16 protein-coding genes and 3 pseudogenes are annotated in these 16,082 nt (G+C 71.8%); 3 read left to right on the forward strand and 16 right to left on the reverse strand.

All coding sequences use genetic code 11. From position 1 onward, the window contains the following. Window positions 1–237 precede the first annotated feature (237 nt). Window positions 238–770: pseudogene (locus ACFC1F_RS38005) on the forward strand (SDR family NAD(P)-dependent oxidoreductase). A 92-nt stretch (window positions 771–862) separates the two neighbouring features. Then, window positions 863–1,021, forward strand: coding sequence for a hypothetical protein (locus tag ACFC1F_RS38010; RefSeq protein WP_376165496.1), 159 nt, complete (start codon window positions 863–865; stop codon window positions 1,019–1,021). A 123-nt stretch (window positions 1,022–1,144) separates the two neighbouring features. Here ACFC1F_RS38010 and ACFC1F_RS38015 read toward each other — a convergent pair whose 3' ends face one another. From ACFC1F_RS38015 to ACFC1F_RS38060, 10 genes and pseudogenes are all read right to left on the reverse strand, one after another. Beyond that, a complete protein-coding gene (locus ACFC1F_RS38015; RefSeq protein WP_376165498.1) occupies window positions 1,145–1,414 on the reverse strand; it encodes a hypothetical protein in 270 nt (89 codons plus the stop codon). After that, window positions 1,414–1,905 carry a hypothetical protein gene (locus tag ACFC1F_RS38020; RefSeq protein WP_376165500.1) on the reverse strand — a complete coding sequence of 164 codons (492 nt, stop codon included), beginning with the start codon at window positions 1,903–1,905 and terminating at the stop codon, window positions 1,414–1,416. The genes ACFC1F_RS38015 and ACFC1F_RS38020 overlap by 1 nt, the downstream gene beginning before the upstream one ends. Further along, on the reverse strand, window positions 1,902–2,645 hold the full coding sequence (locus ACFC1F_RS38025) for a glycosyl hydrolase (protein ID WP_376165502.1): 744 nt from the start codon (window positions 2,643–2,645) through the stop codon (window positions 1,902–1,904). The genes ACFC1F_RS38020 and ACFC1F_RS38025 overlap by 4 nt, the downstream gene beginning before the upstream one ends. Further along, a complete protein-coding gene (locus ACFC1F_RS38030) occupies window positions 2,642–3,229 on the reverse strand; it encodes a DUF4913 domain-containing protein (RefSeq protein WP_376165504.1) in 588 nt (195 codons plus the stop codon). Before ACFC1F_RS38030 ends, ACFC1F_RS38025 begins: the two co-directional genes overlap by 4 nt. A gap of 136 nt (window positions 3,230–3,365) precedes the next feature. Next, on the reverse strand, window positions 3,366–4,076 hold the full coding sequence (locus ACFC1F_RS38035; RefSeq protein WP_376165506.1) for an HAD family hydrolase: 711 nt from the start codon (window positions 4,074–4,076) through the stop codon (window positions 3,366–3,368). A 29-nt stretch (window positions 4,077–4,105) separates the two neighbouring features. Next, a complete protein-coding gene (locus ACFC1F_RS38040; RefSeq protein ID WP_376165508.1) occupies window positions 4,106–5,317 on the reverse strand; it encodes an MFS transporter in 1,212 nt (403 codons plus the stop codon). Window positions 5,318–5,536: 219 nt separating this feature from the next. Then, a complete protein-coding gene (locus ACFC1F_RS38045) occupies window positions 5,537–6,715 on the reverse strand; it encodes a DnaB-like helicase N-terminal domain-containing protein (RefSeq protein ID WP_376165510.1) in 1,179 nt (392 codons plus the stop codon). Continuing rightward, entirely contained in the window at window positions 6,715–6,948 is a 234-nt protein-coding gene (locus ACFC1F_RS38050; RefSeq protein ID WP_376165512.1) for a hypothetical protein, read from the reverse strand. The genes ACFC1F_RS38045 and ACFC1F_RS38050 overlap by 1 nt, the downstream gene beginning before the upstream one ends. 200 nt (window positions 6,949–7,148) lie before the next feature. Then, window positions 7,149–8,937, reverse strand: a pseudogene (locus ACFC1F_RS38055) (type IV secretory system conjugative DNA transfer family protein). 258 nt (window positions 8,938–9,195) lie between these two features. After that, window positions 9,196–9,450 (reverse strand): hypothetical protein, encoded by a 255-nt coding sequence (locus ACFC1F_RS38060; RefSeq protein ID WP_376165514.1) that lies wholly within the window; start codon window positions 9,448–9,450, stop codon window positions 9,196–9,198. Window positions 9,451–10,017: 567 nt separating this feature from the next. Here ACFC1F_RS38060 and ACFC1F_RS38065 point away from each other — a divergent pair. After that, window positions 10,018–10,332: a hypothetical protein gene (locus ACFC1F_RS38065; protein WP_376165516.1), complete on the forward strand. Its 315-nt coding sequence runs from the start codon at window positions 10,018–10,020 to the stop codon at window positions 10,330–10,332. 47 nt (window positions 10,333–10,379) lie between these two features. On the opposite strand, the pseudogene ACFC1F_RS38070 reads toward ACFC1F_RS38065, so the two are convergent. The 6 genes and pseudogenes from ACFC1F_RS38070 to ACFC1F_RS38095 form a co-directional block, all read right to left on the reverse strand. Then, window positions 10,380–10,625 (reverse strand): annotated as a pseudogene (locus ACFC1F_RS38070) (IS256 family transposase); the annotation flags it as partial. A gap of 365 nt (window positions 10,626–10,990) precedes the next feature. After that, complete coding sequence (locus ACFC1F_RS38075; protein ID WP_376165518.1) at window positions 10,991–11,488, reverse strand: hypothetical protein; 498 nt, start codon at window positions 11,486–11,488, stop codon at window positions 10,991–10,993. A 34-nt stretch (window positions 11,489–11,522) separates the two neighbouring features. Next, on the reverse strand, window positions 11,523–12,275 hold the full coding sequence (locus ACFC1F_RS38080; protein WP_376165520.1) for a hypothetical protein: 753 nt from the start codon (window positions 12,273–12,275) through the stop codon (window positions 11,523–11,525). A gap of 147 nt (window positions 12,276–12,422) precedes the next feature. After that, window positions 12,423–13,928 carry an ATP-binding protein gene (locus ACFC1F_RS38085; protein WP_376165521.1) on the reverse strand — a complete coding sequence of 502 codons (1,506 nt, stop codon included), beginning with the start codon at window positions 13,926–13,928 and terminating at the stop codon, window positions 12,423–12,425. Between the two features lie 16 nt (window positions 13,929–13,944). Next, window positions 13,945–14,394 (reverse strand): DUF6238 family protein, encoded by a 450-nt coding sequence (locus ACFC1F_RS38090; protein ID WP_376165523.1) that lies wholly within the window; start codon window positions 14,392–14,394, stop codon window positions 13,945–13,947. A 34-nt stretch (window positions 14,395–14,428) separates the two neighbouring features. Further along, window positions 14,429–15,901, reverse strand: coding sequence for an SCO6880 family protein (locus ACFC1F_RS38095; RefSeq protein WP_376165525.1), 1,473 nt, complete (start codon window positions 15,899–15,901; stop codon window positions 14,429–14,431). Window positions 15,902–16,082 lie beyond the last annotated feature (181 nt).

Genomic DNA, 16,082 nt, shown 5'->3' on the forward strand with positions numbered 1-16,082 from the left:
GCCCCCCCCCACTTGGTTTCTCCGGGGTTCCTATCGCCCCCCCCCCCCCGGCCCCGCTCCCGGTCTTGGGGGCCCCGCGCCGGTCGGGCCGGACCGCACAGCTGCGCCCGGCCACAGGCGCCTGCGGGACCACGCTGGCCAGGAGTGCGCGGCGGGCGGGACACCCTCCGGTTCCCGGCCGGCACCACGCTGGTGGTGAAAGCGGACATCACCGACCGCCATCAGGCCGAGGCAGCCGTGCGGCAAACCGTCGAGCTGTCCGGGCGGCTGGACATCCTGGTCAACAACGCCGGCCTGATGCTGCTGGCCCCGTCGCTGGCGCGGACGCCTCAGAGTGGGACCGCATGATTGCCGTCAATGTCCAAGGCCTGCTCTACATCACCCGTGCCGCCCTGCCGCACCTTCTGCAGGCGGCCGAGGAGGGGCCGCGCCGGGTCGCCGACATCAGCTCGATTGCTGGCCGCGTCGCGTGGAACGGCTACAGCGTCTACAACCTCACCAAGTTCGGCGTGAACGGAATCACCGAGTCCCTGCGCCAGGAAGTCACCCAGCGCCACGTGCGCGTCGGGGTCCTGGAGCAGGGCGGCGTGGCGACCGAACTGGGCTTGCACAACGACAAGCGCGAGTTCCGCGAAGTGATCGACAGCTTCTACGAGCAGACCAAGGTCCTCGCCCCCGAGGACATCGCCGACGGCGTCGCCTTCATGGTCACCCGCCCCCGTCATACCTCCATCGGCGAGCTGTGGATCATGCCGACCGACCAGGCCTGACCGCATCCGTGTAGTTCAGCGACCTCCTTGCGATGCCGCCTCATCACCACACCAAAGCGGGCGCAATTTACGGCGTATGGAAGGAAACCCTTATGAGCAAGGGCATCTTCGTCACCGGTGCCGGACGCGGTCTGGGCACGGACATCCTCCGCCAAGCCCTCGCGGCCGTCCGCCGGGTCGTCGCCACCGGCCGTCGTCCCGGTCCCGTCGGCGGCGGTGCGGATGGCGGCCAGCTTCGGGGCGCTGAATGAGTAGTCGAAGCCCTCGGCGTCGCCGTCCCGGGCAACACGACCTCGATCCCGGGCTTCAGAGCGGGGATGCCTGCGCGGGTGCAGATCGCGTCCACCGCCGCGGTGAGCTCGCGAGGTACTCGGTCAGCCAGCCCAGGGCGGAGGCGTAGGAGGCGAGGGCAACAGGCCGACGGGCGTGGCCGGCTGTGGTTCGTCCAGCAGGTCCGCCAGGCGGAAGTTCAGCTCGCTGACCACGCGGGGTCCGGCGGCGAGGGTGCCGAGGACCGGGCGGAGGTAGGGGCGGGTTGCCGGGGTGGAGTATTCGGCGGTCAGGATTCCGGCGACGGCTTGGGCGGCCTCGGCGAGCCATCCTGCGAGGTCGCGGCGGGTGGGCGTGCGGATGGTGGTGGTCATCAACGGGCCTTTCGGGGAGGGGCGGGGGCGAAGCTGGGCGAGGCTGTGGTGTACGCGGCGGGAGCGGGGCCGTTGCTTTGCCCGGGGTGTACGGATCGGGCGCGGGCTGCGTGGACGCGGGCCGCTTCGGCCGGGGCCAGGCCGGCGGGCAGATTGAGCCCGGTGCGACCCAGGCGGTTCTGGGCCGAGCGGTAGACCGCGTAGTCGAGCCGGGGGCCGGCGGCGACGAGGTAGACCTCGCGGGAGTGCGTGGAGGTGGGCGGGGCGTCGCGGAACTGCACCACCAGGCGGTGGCTGGCCCACTGGTCGCCGACGCCGAGGTAGATCTTGTGGCAGTCCTCCAGGCGGCCTTCGAGACGGGTGGCGACGCGCTCTCCGTGGACGAGATCCTGTAGGTGCAGCAGGGCCTGGTCGCGGATGGCGTCGGGGAGTTGGCGCAGGTCGGCGATGGCGTCGGGGTGGGCGGCGAACGCGAAGCGGGCACGGGTCACATCGGCCTCCGGGGTGCCTGCTGGGCGGCGGGCGCCGAGGTGGGGGGAGCCGGGACGGCGGCCGGGGCCGACGGCGATGCGGTGCTGGATCGCGCCAGGGCGGCGCGGGTGCGCTTGGTCTCCGGGTCGAGGTCTACGGGTGCGAGCGGCAACGGGCCGGGGCGGTCCGCCAGCCAGTCCTCGGCGACGTCGTAGCTGGGGAAGGCACCCTCGCGCACGGTGTAGGTGTCGTGGTCGGGCTGGATCTCCTCGAGGAAGAGGCAGACCGGCAGGCTGGTTACCTCGCTGTCGATGGCCAGGCTCCATGCCTCGCTCTCGCCCGCGTCCATGGCCATGCGCTCGAAGACCTTGTAGCGGTCGCCGGAGCGCAGGATCCGGTCCTCCACACGGGTGGTGAGTTCGTTGGCGGGCCGGAACGCGGACAATTTGAGCGACTCGGGCGGGCAGCCGCGGTCGGTCAGCCACTTCTGCGCGAACACGGTGTTGGCGTGTGCGCTGGCCCGCAGGCTGAAGGTGCCCTGCTCGGGGTGGCGGACGACGTCGAAGGCGGTGATGTTCGGCTCGCCCTGCGTGTAGCCACAGGTCGCCGTGGTGTCGAGGGCGAGGACGAAGCTGCGCTCGCCGACATCGTGCTGGACCAGGGGCTCGTAGTCGTCCAGCCATGTGTTGCTGCCCAGGCGCTCGGTGTGTTGGTCGGCGGGGGCCAGGCCGTCGAGCCGGAGGTCGAGCTTGGGGTTCATGCTGCGAGTCCCAGCTGGTCGGGGCTGGTCAGGACGCGGTGGTTGGGCCGGGCCGCGCTGGTGGTGCACGCGGCGAACGGTCCGTCCGGGGCACGGAGTTGGAGGAGCGCATGGTCGAGGTGGTCGCGGTGCCACGTGGCGGGTCCGCTGATGCCGGCCTCGGCGTCGGTCAGCTGCTGCCAGGCGAGCCACAGCGCGTGCAGGCGGGCGACGGCCTCCTGGTGCTCGTACCAGCGCGAGCACCAGGGGCGGGTGGAGCTGATCTCACGGCCGTAAATGGGCAGGAGCACGTGGGTGACCCAGTTGCCGAGGGCGGCCACCTCGGCGGCGTACTCCGCGCCGCCCATGGCGACGATGAACACTGAGGTCGGAGCATCGGGTTCGGCCTCGGTGGATTCCGCGCCCGGCTCCTCGGTACCGGACTCGGTGGGGGCATCGGGGTCGGCGCCGAGGCGGTTGAGGAGGACGCCGTGCTGGCGGACCTCGGCGACAGTGCGCGCGAGGGTGCTGGCCAGGTCGTCGAGGTCCTCGTCGGGGATGCGGATCGGCTCGGGCACGGGGGCGCCCGTGGTTGGGTCGGACATGGCACATCCAGGTGGTTCGGGCGGACAGGGCGGGCAGGGGCCGGTGGTCTTCTTCGGCAGGTCATAGGCGTGCTCCAGAGATACGGGTGGGAAGAGGATCCGCGGATTCGGTGGTTTTGTAGGGCGCCAACTCGTGCTAGACGCGCGCAGGGTGGGCGGCTCGGGCGATGAGCCGCGACCCGAGCGCGACGGCGCCGACGAGGGTCTCGGCGAGGGGGTGGCCAGCGGCGGCGAGCTTGGCGGGGTGGTGGAGACCGCCGGTGTGGAGGACCGCGTGTGCACCGTTGGCGTGGGCCGCGTCCGCGTCGTCGATGGCGTCGCCGACCAGCAGCACCCGGTGACCCTGACCGGTGAGGCCGAGGGCGTCGAGGTGGGCGGCCAGCGGGGCGGCCTTGGTGCCGCCGGACGCGCCCGTGCAGCCCTCGATACGCTCGAAGAAGTGCCCGATCCCGGCCTCGTCGACCTCGCGCACCAGGGTGTCGTGCGGGCACAGCGACAGCAGCGACTGGGTGTGCCCACCCTCGTGCAGTGCCGTCATCATCTCGACGGCGCCGTTGCGGATCCGCACGGGCTGGGCGCGCAGGTGGTCCAGGAACGCGCCGTCGCTGGAGAGCCACTCCTGCTCGGTGATCTCGCGCCCCAGCAGGCGGGCGTAGAAGTCTGGGATCGGCACGGTGTGCTTGGCCCGGTACGTCTCCCGGTCGACCAGGTTGCCGCCGAGCGCGGGCAGCGTCGCGTTCAGGGCCTGGACGTGGTCGTCGAGGTCATCCTTGACCGTCCCGTTCCAGTCCCACACAACGTGCATGGTGGAGAGGGGAGTTGCGGGTGCGAAGGTAATGGTGTTCATGGTGGTTCTTTCAGCGGAGGAGGGGGCAGTCAGGAGCAGAGGTGGTGGTTGAAGCGCCGGAGCAGCCAGAGCGCGGCGCAGGCCCCCGCGAGCGGGACGAGGGCGACGAGCAGGGGGCCGGCCGCGTCGGCGAGGGAGGCGAGGCCGGTGCCGGCGGCCTGGCCGACGCCGATGCAGGCGATGAGCCAGGCGAACGCCTCGGTCGATTCGCCTTCGGGGGCGAGGCGTTCGACGGTCAGGAAGCTGGCGGTAAGCAGCGGGGCGAGGAAGGTTCCGGGCAGGACGGCGCCCAGGACGGCGACGGCGGGCACCGGGTCGGGCAGCAGTGGCATCCACCCGGCGGCGAAGCCGATCGCGGCGGCCACCAGGTGCCGGGCCGGGGCGCCGGGCCAGGCGCGGCGGCCGTAGGCCAGGCCGCCGAGCATGCTGCCGACGGACAGTGCGGCGGGCATCACCCCGGCCAGCCACCCGGCGTGATGGCGCTCGGCGGCGGACAGGGCGAGCACGTTCACCGCGCCGAGGGCGACGCCGGTCCCGGCGAGCGCGGTGAACAGGATCCGCAGGCCCGGGACGCGGAGCGGGCCGAGCCAGTGCGCCGGTCCCGCAGTGGAGGTCGGTATCCAGGAGCGCGACGGTGCGGCGGAGGCGACGATCCCGGAGCCGAGCAGGCCGAGCGCCGCGGTCGCCACGAGGGCGCCGTGCGGACCGATGGCCGCCGAGACGCCTATGGCCAGCAGCGGACCGGCGACGAAGACCAGGCCCTGGGAGCTGCCGTCCAGGGCGAGGCCGGCGCGCTGGCGCTCGGGGTCAGGCAGCAGCACTGGCCACAGCGCCCGCAGGCCGGCCTCCAGTGGCGGCGTCGCCAACCCGGCGACCAGGACGGTCAGCGCGGCGAGCATCGGATGACGCACCGGACCGGTGCACGGCAGCAGCAGGAACGCCGTGCTGGCGACCGCCGTGTAGGTGACCAGGACCCGGGTCTGGCCCTGGCGGTCGACCCGGCGCCCGAGCAGCGGCTGGCCGATCGCGGAAGCGAGGCCGTACAGGGCGCCGAGCAGTCCGGCCAGGGTGAGGGAGCCGTGCTCGACCCGCACCAGAAGCAAGATGGCGATCGGCGCCATGCCGGTGGGCAGGCGGCCGATCAGGGTGCCGCCCAGCAGACGGGCCACGGACGGCGCGCCCAGGACAGTGCGGTAGCTGCTGTCCTGGGCCGGGCCGGCGTCGGCGGGGGTGGTGGTCAATGATGGTCCTTCGGTCGTGCGGCGGTTGGCGGCGCGCGGGTAGGCGCCCGGTGGGCCGGGGCATGAGCAGGCGTGACAGCCCCCTTGGTTCGTGCGGCTGCGAGGGGAAAGAGTCCGGACAATCCGCGATTTGGTACGGCCGGAACGAGTAGGTAGTAGCCCCTACCGGGTCTGACGCCACGCCGTGCAGCCCCGGGGACTCTGCTCAGGGTCTGCTCCCTAAGCGGGGGAAGGCGAAGCACGGCTTCGAGGGACGGTCGCGGTGCTTGGCGGGGCGACGGGAGCGGCGTGCGAAGCGGGCTGTGGTGTGGGCTGCCGAGCGGCGCTGCGGGACAGCGCCGCGTTCATCCGGGCCGCAGGGTCCGGTCGCACCGCAGGCCTGGTCTTCTCGAGCGCCCGGGAAGGGTGCCCGTTGGCCGTACGCCAGCGGGCGCGCACCTCGTCGAGCGGGCCGAGCGCGTGCAGGGCCTGGCCGATGAGACGGCCCGGCGCCAGGGTCTCGTCCTCGGCCAGCGCCTTGATCGAGATGGCTGCCTGGGTGGTGGTGCGGACGACGGAGGAGCGGATGACCCGGTCGCCCAGCCACTCGGCCGAGCCGGCTCCCGGCCCGCCAAGGAGGCTGTCGAGCTGGACCTGCGAGAGTGTGCCGTCAGCCAGCAGGCCGCGCCGCTGGACCTCCCACAGGGCGGTCACCTCGTCGATCGGCTCGCCCCTGTGGTGGAGGGCGCCCAGGCAGCGGTAGAGCTGGCCGTGGCCGGCGTCGGCGAAGTCGTCGGGCCGCAACCAGTCGTAGACCTCGCCCATTGCTGCGGGCTGGCTGACGAGGACGGCCAGAAGGAATCGCTCGTCTTCGGTCTGCTCCGGCCTGACCGGAGGCGATGCAACGACCGGCCCCGTGCTGGGGCCCGGGACCGGCCGGGGATCGGTGCCCCAGCGGCGCGACAGGTCGCCGAGGACGCCCGTCAGGACATCGGCGTGGTGGAGAACGCCCTCGACCTGCTGCTGCTCGGCGTCGATCCGGGCCACATGTTCCAGACGGACGGCGTGCTCGGTCACCGTCCGGTGAATCGAGCCTTCGAGCACCATCCGGCCGTAGACCGGGGCGTTCTGCGGGCGAGGGCACGCGGCGATCAGGGTGTGCGCGTACGGGGAGGTCAGCCCGCGTACGTGGCGGCCGGCCTCGGTGACGGTGTCGGTCACCCAGGACAGTGGCACGTTCCCCTGCGTGGCGAGAGCGGGGTGCTCCGAGGACTGGAGCGTGCGCATCGCGGCGAAGAGGGCCTGGTGGGCTGGCCGGTAGAAGTCGCCGGGCGTCAGCCAGGACAGCGTGTCGAGCTGGGCAGGGTCAAGGAGGATCGCGCCGAGGACGGCCTGCTCGCCCTTGAACAGCGCATCCATCACCGTCCCTTCTCTCGGGTGGCTGCCTGCTCGTGCCGTAGCCGGGCGACATCGCGCTCGGCGGCGGCCATCGCGGTGGCGAAGCGGTCCAGTTCGCCAGTGAAGGTCGGGTTGGTGGCCAGGATCGAACCGGTGTCGCTGACCAGCCACCACTGGCCGGCCCGGCGCTCGACCGGGGAGCCCGCCAGCCGCTCGGAGCGAGGCAACCGGGGGTAGGAGGTGCGATCGGACATGGGTAACTCCTAGAAGCGATCCGGAGGTTCAGGCGCCGAGGGCGAGATCGACCGCTGCGGGGGTGCCGGGTCGGCCCGGGTAGGTGGGTATCGGCCCGGAGAGATCGCGGTTGGGCGGGGTCTCGGTGGCGGAGCACACTCGGGTTTCGACCGCGCCAGCATTGGTGGAGTCGCGACCGCCGGCGGGGCGTGCTGGATACTCACGACGCAAGCCCGAAGTCGTCGCGGTCAACGGCCTTGGCGAGGGCGCGCTGGGTGATGGCCTTGGTGGCACGGGCGGAGGCCGGACCGATCGTCTTTGCCGACGGCTCCTTGTACCAGGGTTTGAGGTCGAGCATCGCTACCCGCATGCCGGTGGCGAACAGCAGGACCTTCCCCTTGGGCAGCGCGCGGATGGCGTCCGGCGGCAGGATGCGCTCGGTACGCATCGACACGGACGTGGACTTGCCGCCGTCGGAGGTGGAGACGGAGGTGGTCTGCACGTCGTGCTCGCCGATCTGCCGGGACAACTTGTCCGCGAAGTCGGCGTCGTCGATCCCGCTGCCAATCACCTTGACGGTCGCTGCGCTCCACAAGGCGTCCATGCCGGCCTCGCCCCAGCAGCGCTGGCCCTGCCGGTAGGACTGAAGGATCGTCATCGGGATGACGCCCCTGCTGCCCAGGTGTGAGTACAGATCGGGGAGGTCGCTGATCCGGCAGACGTTGGCGGCCTCGTCGAGGACACATAGCGCAGGCGGGTCAAGCCGTCCGCCGGAGCGTTCGGCGACGATCACGGCGGCCCGCATCACCGCGTCGGCCGCCGCCGCGATGATCGCGCTCGCGCTGCCGCCGCCGTCCTTGCTGAGCAGGTACAGGGTGTCGCGGGAGGTGGCGAAGTCGAACGGCTTGAATTCTGGCAGGCCCTTCGTCGGGGTGACCCAGGCGGCGATCTCGGGGTCCAGCAGGCAGCTCGCGTACTGCCGCGCTGTCTCGTAGATCCCGTCACGGGTCTCGGTGGCGCCACTGACCGTGCCCTGGAGCTGGGCGGCGACGGCGTGGTGGCCGGCATCGGAGAGCAGGTCGACCGGGGTTCGGTCGGCCGGGGAGGCGAGCCAGGCGAGCACGTCGGTGATCGGGCGCCGGTGGCTGGCGGCGGCCAGGAAAAGTGCGCCGAGGGTGTTGCTCGCGGCGGTGCTCCAGAAGTCGGAACCGCTGGACTCGTCCACGGACGCGGTGACGAAGTGCCCTGCGAGCCTCTTCGCGCCAGCGAGGTCGCGGGCGTCGGCGAGGATGTCCCACCACATCTCGCGCGGGTGGTGGGCGATCTGCTGCGGGTCGAGTGTCCAGACGTTGCCGACCTCTGCCCGTGCGTCGACCGTGGTGGTGTAAGCGTCGTTGGCCGCCTTGTTGGAGGTGAGCAGGACGGGGCCAGGGGCGGCGAGAATCGCCGGTATTGCGAGGCCGCTCGTCTTGCCGGAGCGCGGCGCCATGATGGCGACGAGGACGTCCTCCCAGGAGGCGCGGACCTCGGCTTTGCCGGGGGAGAGTGTGCCGACGAGGATGCCCCGGTCGTTCGGTGCGACCTCTTTTACGCTCCCGGTCGTTCAGGCTCGGGCGCAGGCTGCGGGCCTTCGCGGTGACTTCCTTGTCCAGCAGCGGGGCGAGATCGGCTTTGCGGGCGAGGCCGTTCTTCGTGCCACCGCGCCAGCGCATCCACAGGACCAGGCCGGTGATGGTCAGGACCAGGGTGAGCAGGCCAGGGACGAGGCGGGCACCGAGCAGCAGCGCGGTGGCGCTCAGGTTCGGCCACAGCCCCTCGGGGTGCAGCAGGGCGTCAGTTGCCCGGTACGGGGCCCACGGTCCGCTGCCGACAAGAGAGTTGGTGAGGTTACCGGTCAGCCAGGCGAGGGAGCCGAAGGCGAGGGCTGTGCCGAGGACGCCGAAGAGGAGGCAGAGCAGCGCGTCGGGCCCGGTGGTGGTCGACGGCGCGCCTGTGCGCGGGGAAGGCATGGCGGCTCCTGGGGTGTGCGAGCCGGTGGGGGCACGCGCGCTCGGCTCTCGTGCGGGTCACCGGTCTGCTCTTTAGGGTCGAGGGAAGGCGTTTCAGTGGGGGCGTCCGGTGGTCGGAGCTGTCGGGGGCGGCCCGGCTGCGGCTGGGCCCGTCCAGGCGCCGGGGCTCACCGGCTGCGGGGCGGGTCGCTGGAGGGAGCGAGTCCGGTGACGGTGACCAGGAGCCGGGCGACGTCGGCCCACTGGGCGTCGGTCAGGTCAGGGTGGCGGGGGTCGGAGCGTACTGAGCACAGCCACACCGGCCGCTCGGGAGCCGATCCATGCGGCAGGATCGTCCAGCACGCCACCGCTGAGGACTTCCTGCGGGTCGCCGAAGAGTGGCAGTTGGGCGTTGGTACCGCGGTAGTCGGTGCCGATCAGCCGGGGCTTCAGGCGGTGGTGGGGATCATTCGGCCTGTAGAGGGCGGGAATCAGCGCGGCCGTGGTGGCGGCGCGCTGCAGATGGGCGATCACGGCGTCCCCTCTCGGGCGGGCGGCGGGCCCCGGAGGGCAGGCTGGCAGGAGACAGAATTCGGGGAATCGGCGGTTTGGCCCAGCCGAAGGTCGGTGGTAGACGCCGGACTGCCGGGCTACCGGCTGAGTTGCTCCACGAGTGTCAGCGACACGAGATCGTGGCTATGGGCGAGGTGCCCGTCGTTGTGCAGCTGGGCCCAGCGGCCGTACTGGCGGCTGGTGAGGCGACCTGCGAACACCGTTTCGCTCGAACAGAGGGCGGTGCGCCCGTACAAGGGGGCGGGAGACTGGCTCTCATAACGACCGAAGGAAGCGACGTACCCGCTGATCTAAACCCGATCGAGGCTGACCTTGGCCACGCGGTGTACTGCGCCGGGCACTTTGAGGCGGTGGTGCGGTCACGGGCAGGTAGCTGGCAACCACCGCCAGCAGCGACGCTCTCGACGGGAGTAATTGCCAATACTTGTGGATCAGTTGACCTCGGTCAGAGGTGAAGCGCCTCGAGACGGGGGCACACCGATCTGCGCGAGCTGGTGAGGCGGTACAACACCTGAAAAGCTGCATTGCATGGCCATAGCAAAAAAGGGAACGCGGGTTGTTGTCGTCGACGGGGAGCGTTATCGCTGGGTGGTCGCGCCCAACGACGAGCCCGGCGCGGCGATCGTCGTCCTGCATGAGGAAGTCGATGGACAACGCATGGTGACGTGGGTTGAGCATGGTGTGGTGGTCGCTCCGGGGTTGGTCGCCGGGGCCATTCGAGATGCGTTGCTTCACCACGGTTGGACACCTCGACTACGTCGCAGGCAGCTCACGTTGCGGTGCCTGGGCAGGAATCCGACCCCTGCAAATCTGAGGCTGATCGCTTGGCCGCCGGCGGTTTGAGGGACTTGAGGGAACAGCTCGTCGACGGTCGGGCTCGGTCTGGCAGCAACGGGCGCGGGCTGTTCGATCAGCTGACCGCGTTCGAGGCGGGCTCCGGCAGGGACCAGGGCGACGAGGTGGGCGCCGCTGAGCGAGCGCCGGCGGGCCTGGGCGGATTCGACGAGCTTGAACACGATGACGAGGACCGCGGCGCCGGTGCCGGCGCCCTTGGTGACCTTGGTGCGGAGCCGGACGGTGGCGAAGGTCGATTCGATGGGGTTGGTGGTCCGTAGGCGGATCCAGTGCTCGGCCGGGAGGTCGTCTCGTCGGTGAGTGCGGTCGAGGCGGTGCCGTGTATCGATCGGTGCAAGATGAGATGCCGGGGCGGGGTGTGGCCGGTTCGGCGCGTGCGCAGCGCCAGCGGCTCGTCCAGCAGTGCCGCCAATTGCGGCAGGGACGACGTGCCCCTGGGCGGTCAGCTCAGGCGACCATGAGGTCAGCAGGTAGGGCGCGAATCCGGGATCGGCACGGTGCAGTTCGGCGAGCAGTCGGTGGTGCTCTCAGTGCGCCGGAGGGTGCAGTGAAGCAGGGAAATAAGCATGGCAAGACTTCCGAATCCCTCTGCTGGGGAGGGGATTTGGGGCCGGTGCCCCTGCGTCGGGGCAGGGGCACCGGCAGGTCAGACGAAGGGGTTTTCGGTCGGCCGGTCGGTGTCCGCGGCGGCGTCCAGCAGCTCGCTCAGGTCGTCCGGTTCGGAGGAGCGCTGGTCAATCCACCAACCGGCGCGGGTGATGGTGCGGGCCCGGTCCTCGATCTCTTCCCAGGCTGCCTCGGACATGCCGCTGTCCAGGACGAGGGCGGTGTATGCGGCAGCGAGGAGCTGGTGGCGGCAGCGCACGCCCCAGGCGACGCCCCGCTGGCTGCCTTCCAGCGGCGGCATGCGGTACCGCTCGGACCAGGCTTGTGACTGCGTCTGCTCGGCGGCGCGCTTCGCCTCCAGCCACGCGGCCTTGTCCGCCTCGTCGCCGTCCTTCGCGGCACGCCAGCAGTCGGTGCAGTCCTGCTTGGCGAGCCAGTCGGCGAATCCGGCCCGGCGATCGGCCGGGCGGTCGCCGAGGTCCCTCTCGCTCTCGTGGCCACACGAGTGGGTGATCGTCCAGACGGTCTTCACGGCCATCGGTTCTGCTCCTCTGTGATCGGGGCGGGGTTGGTCAGCGGGCTCGCGCGAAGGCGACCCGTGGGTCGACGGCCGCCGGGGGAGGTCCGGCGGGAACGGTCGCGGGGCTCGCGGTGGCGACCGGTCGATGGGAGGGCCTCTGCGCAACGGCGTCGTCGTCGACGTGGAACTTGTGTGTGGCGAAGGCCTGGTGAAGCGGGGCGCGGTTGGCGGCGACGGCTTCGGCGAGTTGGGGTTGCATGGCGACCTGGTAGCTGCCGCGCCGCAGTTCCAGGGTGCTCCGGGCCACGGCGTCGAGGGCCTCCGCCCGGTTGGTGACCGGGGGCGGGAGGAAGATGTCCAGGTCGCGGTTCCAGCGCCAGCCGTCGACCTCGAGGAAGACTGCCGGGCTGAGCGGCTGGTTGCCGCCGACGGCGGCGACGATGCCCAGCTGGGGGTGTTCGGCGAAGGCGACGTCCGGCCCGGGGTCTGGCTGCGGATCGGCACCGGGCCGCGCCTGGGCCCGCACCTCGCCCGTGGAGCCGTCGGGGGTCAGGGACATGTCGGCTTCGACGCAGTAGCCGGCGCCGGTGAGGAGCTTGACGGCCCAGGCGGCGCGCTCAGTGGCCTCATGATGCTGGTTGGTGAGCGCGTACAGGTCTGGGTGGCCGGGGACGCGCTGGAAGTCAAGCCGCTCCAGCATCCACTGGGCGGCGGCCGACCGGGTGGGCAGGGCGGCGACGATGCCGTGATCGGGGTGGCGCCCGACGGCGACGTCGGGCAGGACACGGGGGGCTTCGGTAGGCACGATGGGGCTCCGCTTCGGGGGACGGTGAGGTGGGCTTCGGCGAGGCGGGGTCTGCTCGGACGGTGCAAAGCAGGCACACGGGAGCCGTCCTGACGGCTCGGGCTCTCCTCCTTCGAGACCAAGTGCTCTGTTGCTGTGGAGAGTCGGCTATGCGGACATGCGGAGGTCGGTGTCGTAGAGCCCGCGCTCGTGCGGATGGAGGAGGTGCTGCACGATGAAGCTGAGGCCTGAGACCTTCCACAGGCCCCGGCCGCGCGGCAGAGCCGAAATCGCCTGGGCCTCGACGCCGGTGAGGCCGAGCAGGGCCATGGAGGCCGCGATCTGGTCCGGTTCCTGCCGGTAGATGATCCGGGTGCTGCAGTCGGCGAGGAGGCCCTCGGCGAGCACGCGCCCGCGGGACCCGGCGTTGCCCGCGGACTGCAGGTCGGAAAGCCGGTGCAGGATCAGCAGGTTGGCGATGCCCAGGCCCCGTGAGAGCTTCCACTGCTGCTGCATACGTTCCAGCAGGCCGACGTGCCGCATGATCCGCCACGCCTCGTCGTAGATCACCCATCGCCTGCCGCCGCCGGGGTCGGCGAGCGCGGACTCCATCCACGCGCTCGCGCACGTCATCGCCAGCACCAGGGCCGTGTCGTCGCCGCTGCTGCCAAGGCGGGACAGGTCGATCGACAGCATCGGAGCGTCCGGGTCGAACGTCACCGTCGATGGCGCGTCGAACATCCCCGAGAGGTCACCGTGGACGAGCCGGCGAAGGGCGTGGGCGAGGTCGTCGACCGCGCGGCCGAGGCCGCCAGCCTCCTTGCCGAGTGCGGCGTCCAGGCGCTCAGGTCGGCCGAGGGCGTGGGCGATGTCGCCGAGCAGCGGCACCGTGCCCGCAGCGTGGGCCTCGGCGACGACCAGGTCCAGGGCGACGTCGAGGCCGGTGTGCTCCATCGGCAGCAGGTCGCGCTTGAGCACGGTGGCCGCGAGGCTCGCCAGCAGCAGGAGCCGCCGCTTGCGGACCTCGCCGGCCCAGTCCCCCTCGCTCACCCCGGAGGGTCGCTCCGGCACGTCCAGGGGGTTCAACTTCCCCGGTAGGCCGGGGCCGAGCGCGATGGTCTGACCGCCGAGCACCTCGGCAAGAGCGGACCACTCGCCTTTCGGGTCCGACGGGATGTAGATCTTGTAACCGTGGGCGATGGCCCGGGTGGCGATGGACTTGGCGAGGGCGGACTTACCCATGCCGATGACACCGCAGAGGACAGCGTTGGGGTTGGTGAACCCCTCGATCCGGCCGGAGTTGTAGAGGGCGAACGGGTCGTAGCAGAAGGAACCCTCGGCGTGGAGGTCACGGCCGATGAAGATCCCTTCGGCACCGAGGCCGGCCTCCGCCAGGAACGGGTAGGCCCCGCCCGCGACGGCGGTGGTCATCCGGTGCTTGGGCAGGCGGAGCCTGCCGCCGCGGGCGGAGGCGGGGCCGGGCCGCCCGGACGGCGGGTAGGTGGCCTGAAGCTCGGGGTCGACGCCCTCGAACTCGCGCCGTTCGGCCGGGGCCTGGGCCCGGCGGGCCTTCCCGCGGGCTTCGGCGAACTCGGCCCTGGCGGAACGCTGTTGGGCGCGGGAGTTCTTGCGGGGGACGAACAGGGGGCTGGCGGTGGCGCGGTTCCTGGGCATGATCACGGTTTCCGGGTCAGTGGCGGACGAGACCGGTGAAGGGGGAGTACAGGTCGGCCGGGGTGGTCCGGCGGCGGACCAGATGCGCGGCCTCCTGGTGCCGGCGGCAGATGGTCAGCTCCGGCGCGCCCTCGGGCCGGCCGGCACGGCACGCTTCGGCGTCGGGCACCTCGCCGCTGCCGGGCCGGGGGGAGGAGTGGTAGGCGGCGTGGAGGTGGTCGGCGGCCTGCCACAGGCGGGTGCGGGTGGCCTTAAGGTGGTCGCCCTCGCCCGGGAGCAGGGGTGAGGTGCGCTGGGCGTGGGCGTCGAGCAGCCCGTGCAGTGCGACGAGGTGGGCGTGCAGGGAGTCCAGCTCGGTTCGGGAGGCGACGAGCGGACCTGCGGGGATGTTCAGCGCGCGGTGGAAGTCGATCGCGGCGGTCGCGTACGGGACGAAGTCCTGCGCGGTGGCGGTGGTGGCCGGCATGGCGGTGCTCTTTCGGAAGAGGTGGTGGCCGGCATCAGGCGGCGAGGGCGAACGGCAGGGCGGAGGCGGTGAACGCCTCGGCCTGCTGCCAGGTGAGCGGGCGCAGGTCGAGCTGGGCGCCGACGGCGGCGGTCTCCACCACGGCGCAGGCGGAGCGCAGCTCGCCCTCGGTGTCGGCGGAGACGGTCAGCAGGCCGGTCAGGGCGACGTCGGCGTGGCCGGCGATCAGCTGGCGCTCGCGGTTCTGGATGTCCTGGTACTCCACCGAGTCGGCCTCGGAGGCGACCTGGCCCTTGCGGGCGCGCTCGGCCGAGTCGGCGATGACCGACGCCTTCTTGCGCTGCACGTCGCGCATCGCCGACTCCAGGTCCTTCGGCTCGTAGGCCAGGGAGACCGTGCGGCGCACGCCGGAGGCGAACATCACCTGGTGGAGGAAGCCGGGGCTGGTCTCGGTGCGGGGCCAGTTCTCCACCCAGTAGGTGGAGTGGTGCGCGGAGTCGGTGGAGATGTGGTCGGCCTTCTCTACTACGACCACCGGTCCCGCTGCTGCCGGATCGGCTGAAGGGCGGCTGTTCTCGGACCAGCGGTCCAACGCGGCAAGGGACTTGGGGTCGTAGGCGGTGCGGGCGACCGCCGCGATCTCGGTGGCGGACAGCCAGCCGTTCGGGTTGAGACCGGCGGTGCGGGCGGACTGCTCGAAGGCGGAGGTCAGCTGGGCGAGGACCGAGAAGCCTCCGGTGAGCCCGCCGCCGGCCTGGTTGATCAGGCGCCGGGCGGCCTTGAAGTCCAGCGCGATGGCGACGTAGGACTCGTGCGGGGCTGCGGCCGGTCCCGCGTTCTGAATCAGCTCGCCGTAGAGGGCACCGGCCAGCGGGGCGTCCGGCTTGCCGTGCTCCTCCCAGTACCGGCGCAGTGCGTCACCGGAGTCGGGGACGGTCCGCTCGATCACCTGGATGCGGGCGGCGTGCCCGGTGCGGGCGAGCGCCGCGAGCGCGCGGCCCCAGCCGCTCACGTTGGCGTTCTGGGTGCCGGGGTCGAGCAGGGCGTATGCGCGGGAGGAGACCTTGACGATGGCGGTGAGGGTGCCGGCGTGCGGGTCGTGGACGGCGCCGTAGCGGCGGTCCGGGGCGGTGACCACGCGCAGGCTGGCCGCGCTGCCGGGCAGGTGCAGCAGTCCCTCGCGCACCGGCCGGCGGGACGGGCGGGCGAGCCAGACCAGCTGTCCGCGGAAGCGGCGGAGCGCGTAGCGGACGGCGATCGGCGCCCAGTCGGCCAGGGTGCGGCCTCGGTAGCGGATGAAGACGAAGGCGGCGACAGCGGCCCACAGGGGTATGAGCTGGAGGGCGCCGACGACGCCGCGGGTGACGAGGACGGCGAGCAGGAGCAGGCCGGAGGCCGAAACGGTGATCAGCTGCGAGGCGCTGAGACCGAGGAGGATGCCGCGCTTCGAGCGGTGGGGGAACTTGACCGACGCAGCGATGGCATCGGGGTTCGAGATGGAGGACATCGAGGTTCCAGGGGGTGAGCGTGCGGGCGGAGGGCGGGGGCGCGGCGCTCTTCTGGACGTCATGGCTGGACTCCTTCGGCGATGGAAGCGGTGGTGCGGCCCGGGTCGGGGCGCAGGGGGGGGCCCCGCCTGGGGGGTGGTGGGGTCAGGAGGCGGGGGAGGGCGGGGGCTGGGTCGGGGA

Source organism: Kitasatospora sp. NPDC056181, from assembly GCF_042266225.1.
GTDB lineage: Bacteria > Actinomycetota > Actinomycetes > Streptomycetales > Streptomycetaceae > Kitasatospora.

Coding starts and splice junctions, on each gene's coding strand:
- ACFC1F_RS38090 (WP_376165523.1), bottom strand. CDS start 14,394: ATGCCGGCCACCACCGCCACCGCGCAGGACTTCGTCCCGTACGCGACC.
- ACFC1F_RS38010 (WP_376165496.1), top strand. CDS start 863: ATGAGCAAGGGCATCTTCGTCACCGGTGCCGGACGCGGTCTGGGCACG.
- ACFC1F_RS38050 (WP_376165512.1), bottom strand. CDS start 6,948: ATGTCCGATCGCACCTCCTACCCCCGGTTGCCTCGCTCCGAGCGGCTG.
- ACFC1F_RS38015 (WP_376165498.1), bottom strand. CDS start 1,414: ATGACCACCACCATCCGCACGCCCACCCGCCGCGACCTCGCAGGATGG.
- ACFC1F_RS38085 (WP_376165521.1), bottom strand. CDS start 13,928: ATGCCCAGGAACCGCGCCACCGCCAGCCCCCTGTTCGTCCCCCGCAAG.
- ACFC1F_RS38025 (WP_376165502.1), bottom strand. CDS start 2,645: ATGAACCCCAAGCTCGACCTCCGGCTCGACGGCCTGGCCCCCGCCGAC.
- ACFC1F_RS38030 (WP_376165504.1), bottom strand. CDS start 3,229: ATGTCCGACCCAACCACGGGCGCCCCCGTGCCCGAGCCGATCCGCATC.
- ACFC1F_RS38045 (WP_376165510.1), bottom strand. CDS start 6,715: ATGGATGCGCTGTTCAAGGGCGAGCAGGCCGTCCTCGGCGCGATCCTC.
- ACFC1F_RS38095 (WP_376165525.1), bottom strand. CDS start 15,901: ATGTCCTCCATCTCGAACCCCGATGCCATCGCTGCGTCGGTCAAGTTC.
- ACFC1F_RS38035 (WP_376165506.1), bottom strand. CDS start 4,076: ATGAACACCATTACCTTCGCACCCGCAACTCCCCTCTCCACCATGCAC.
- ACFC1F_RS38075 (WP_376165518.1), bottom strand. CDS start 11,488: ATGGCCGTGAAGACCGTCTGGACGATCACCCACTCGTGTGGCCACGAG.
- ACFC1F_RS38065 (WP_376165516.1), top strand. CDS start 10,018: ATGGCCATAGCAAAAAAGGGAACGCGGGTTGTTGTCGTCGACGGGGAG.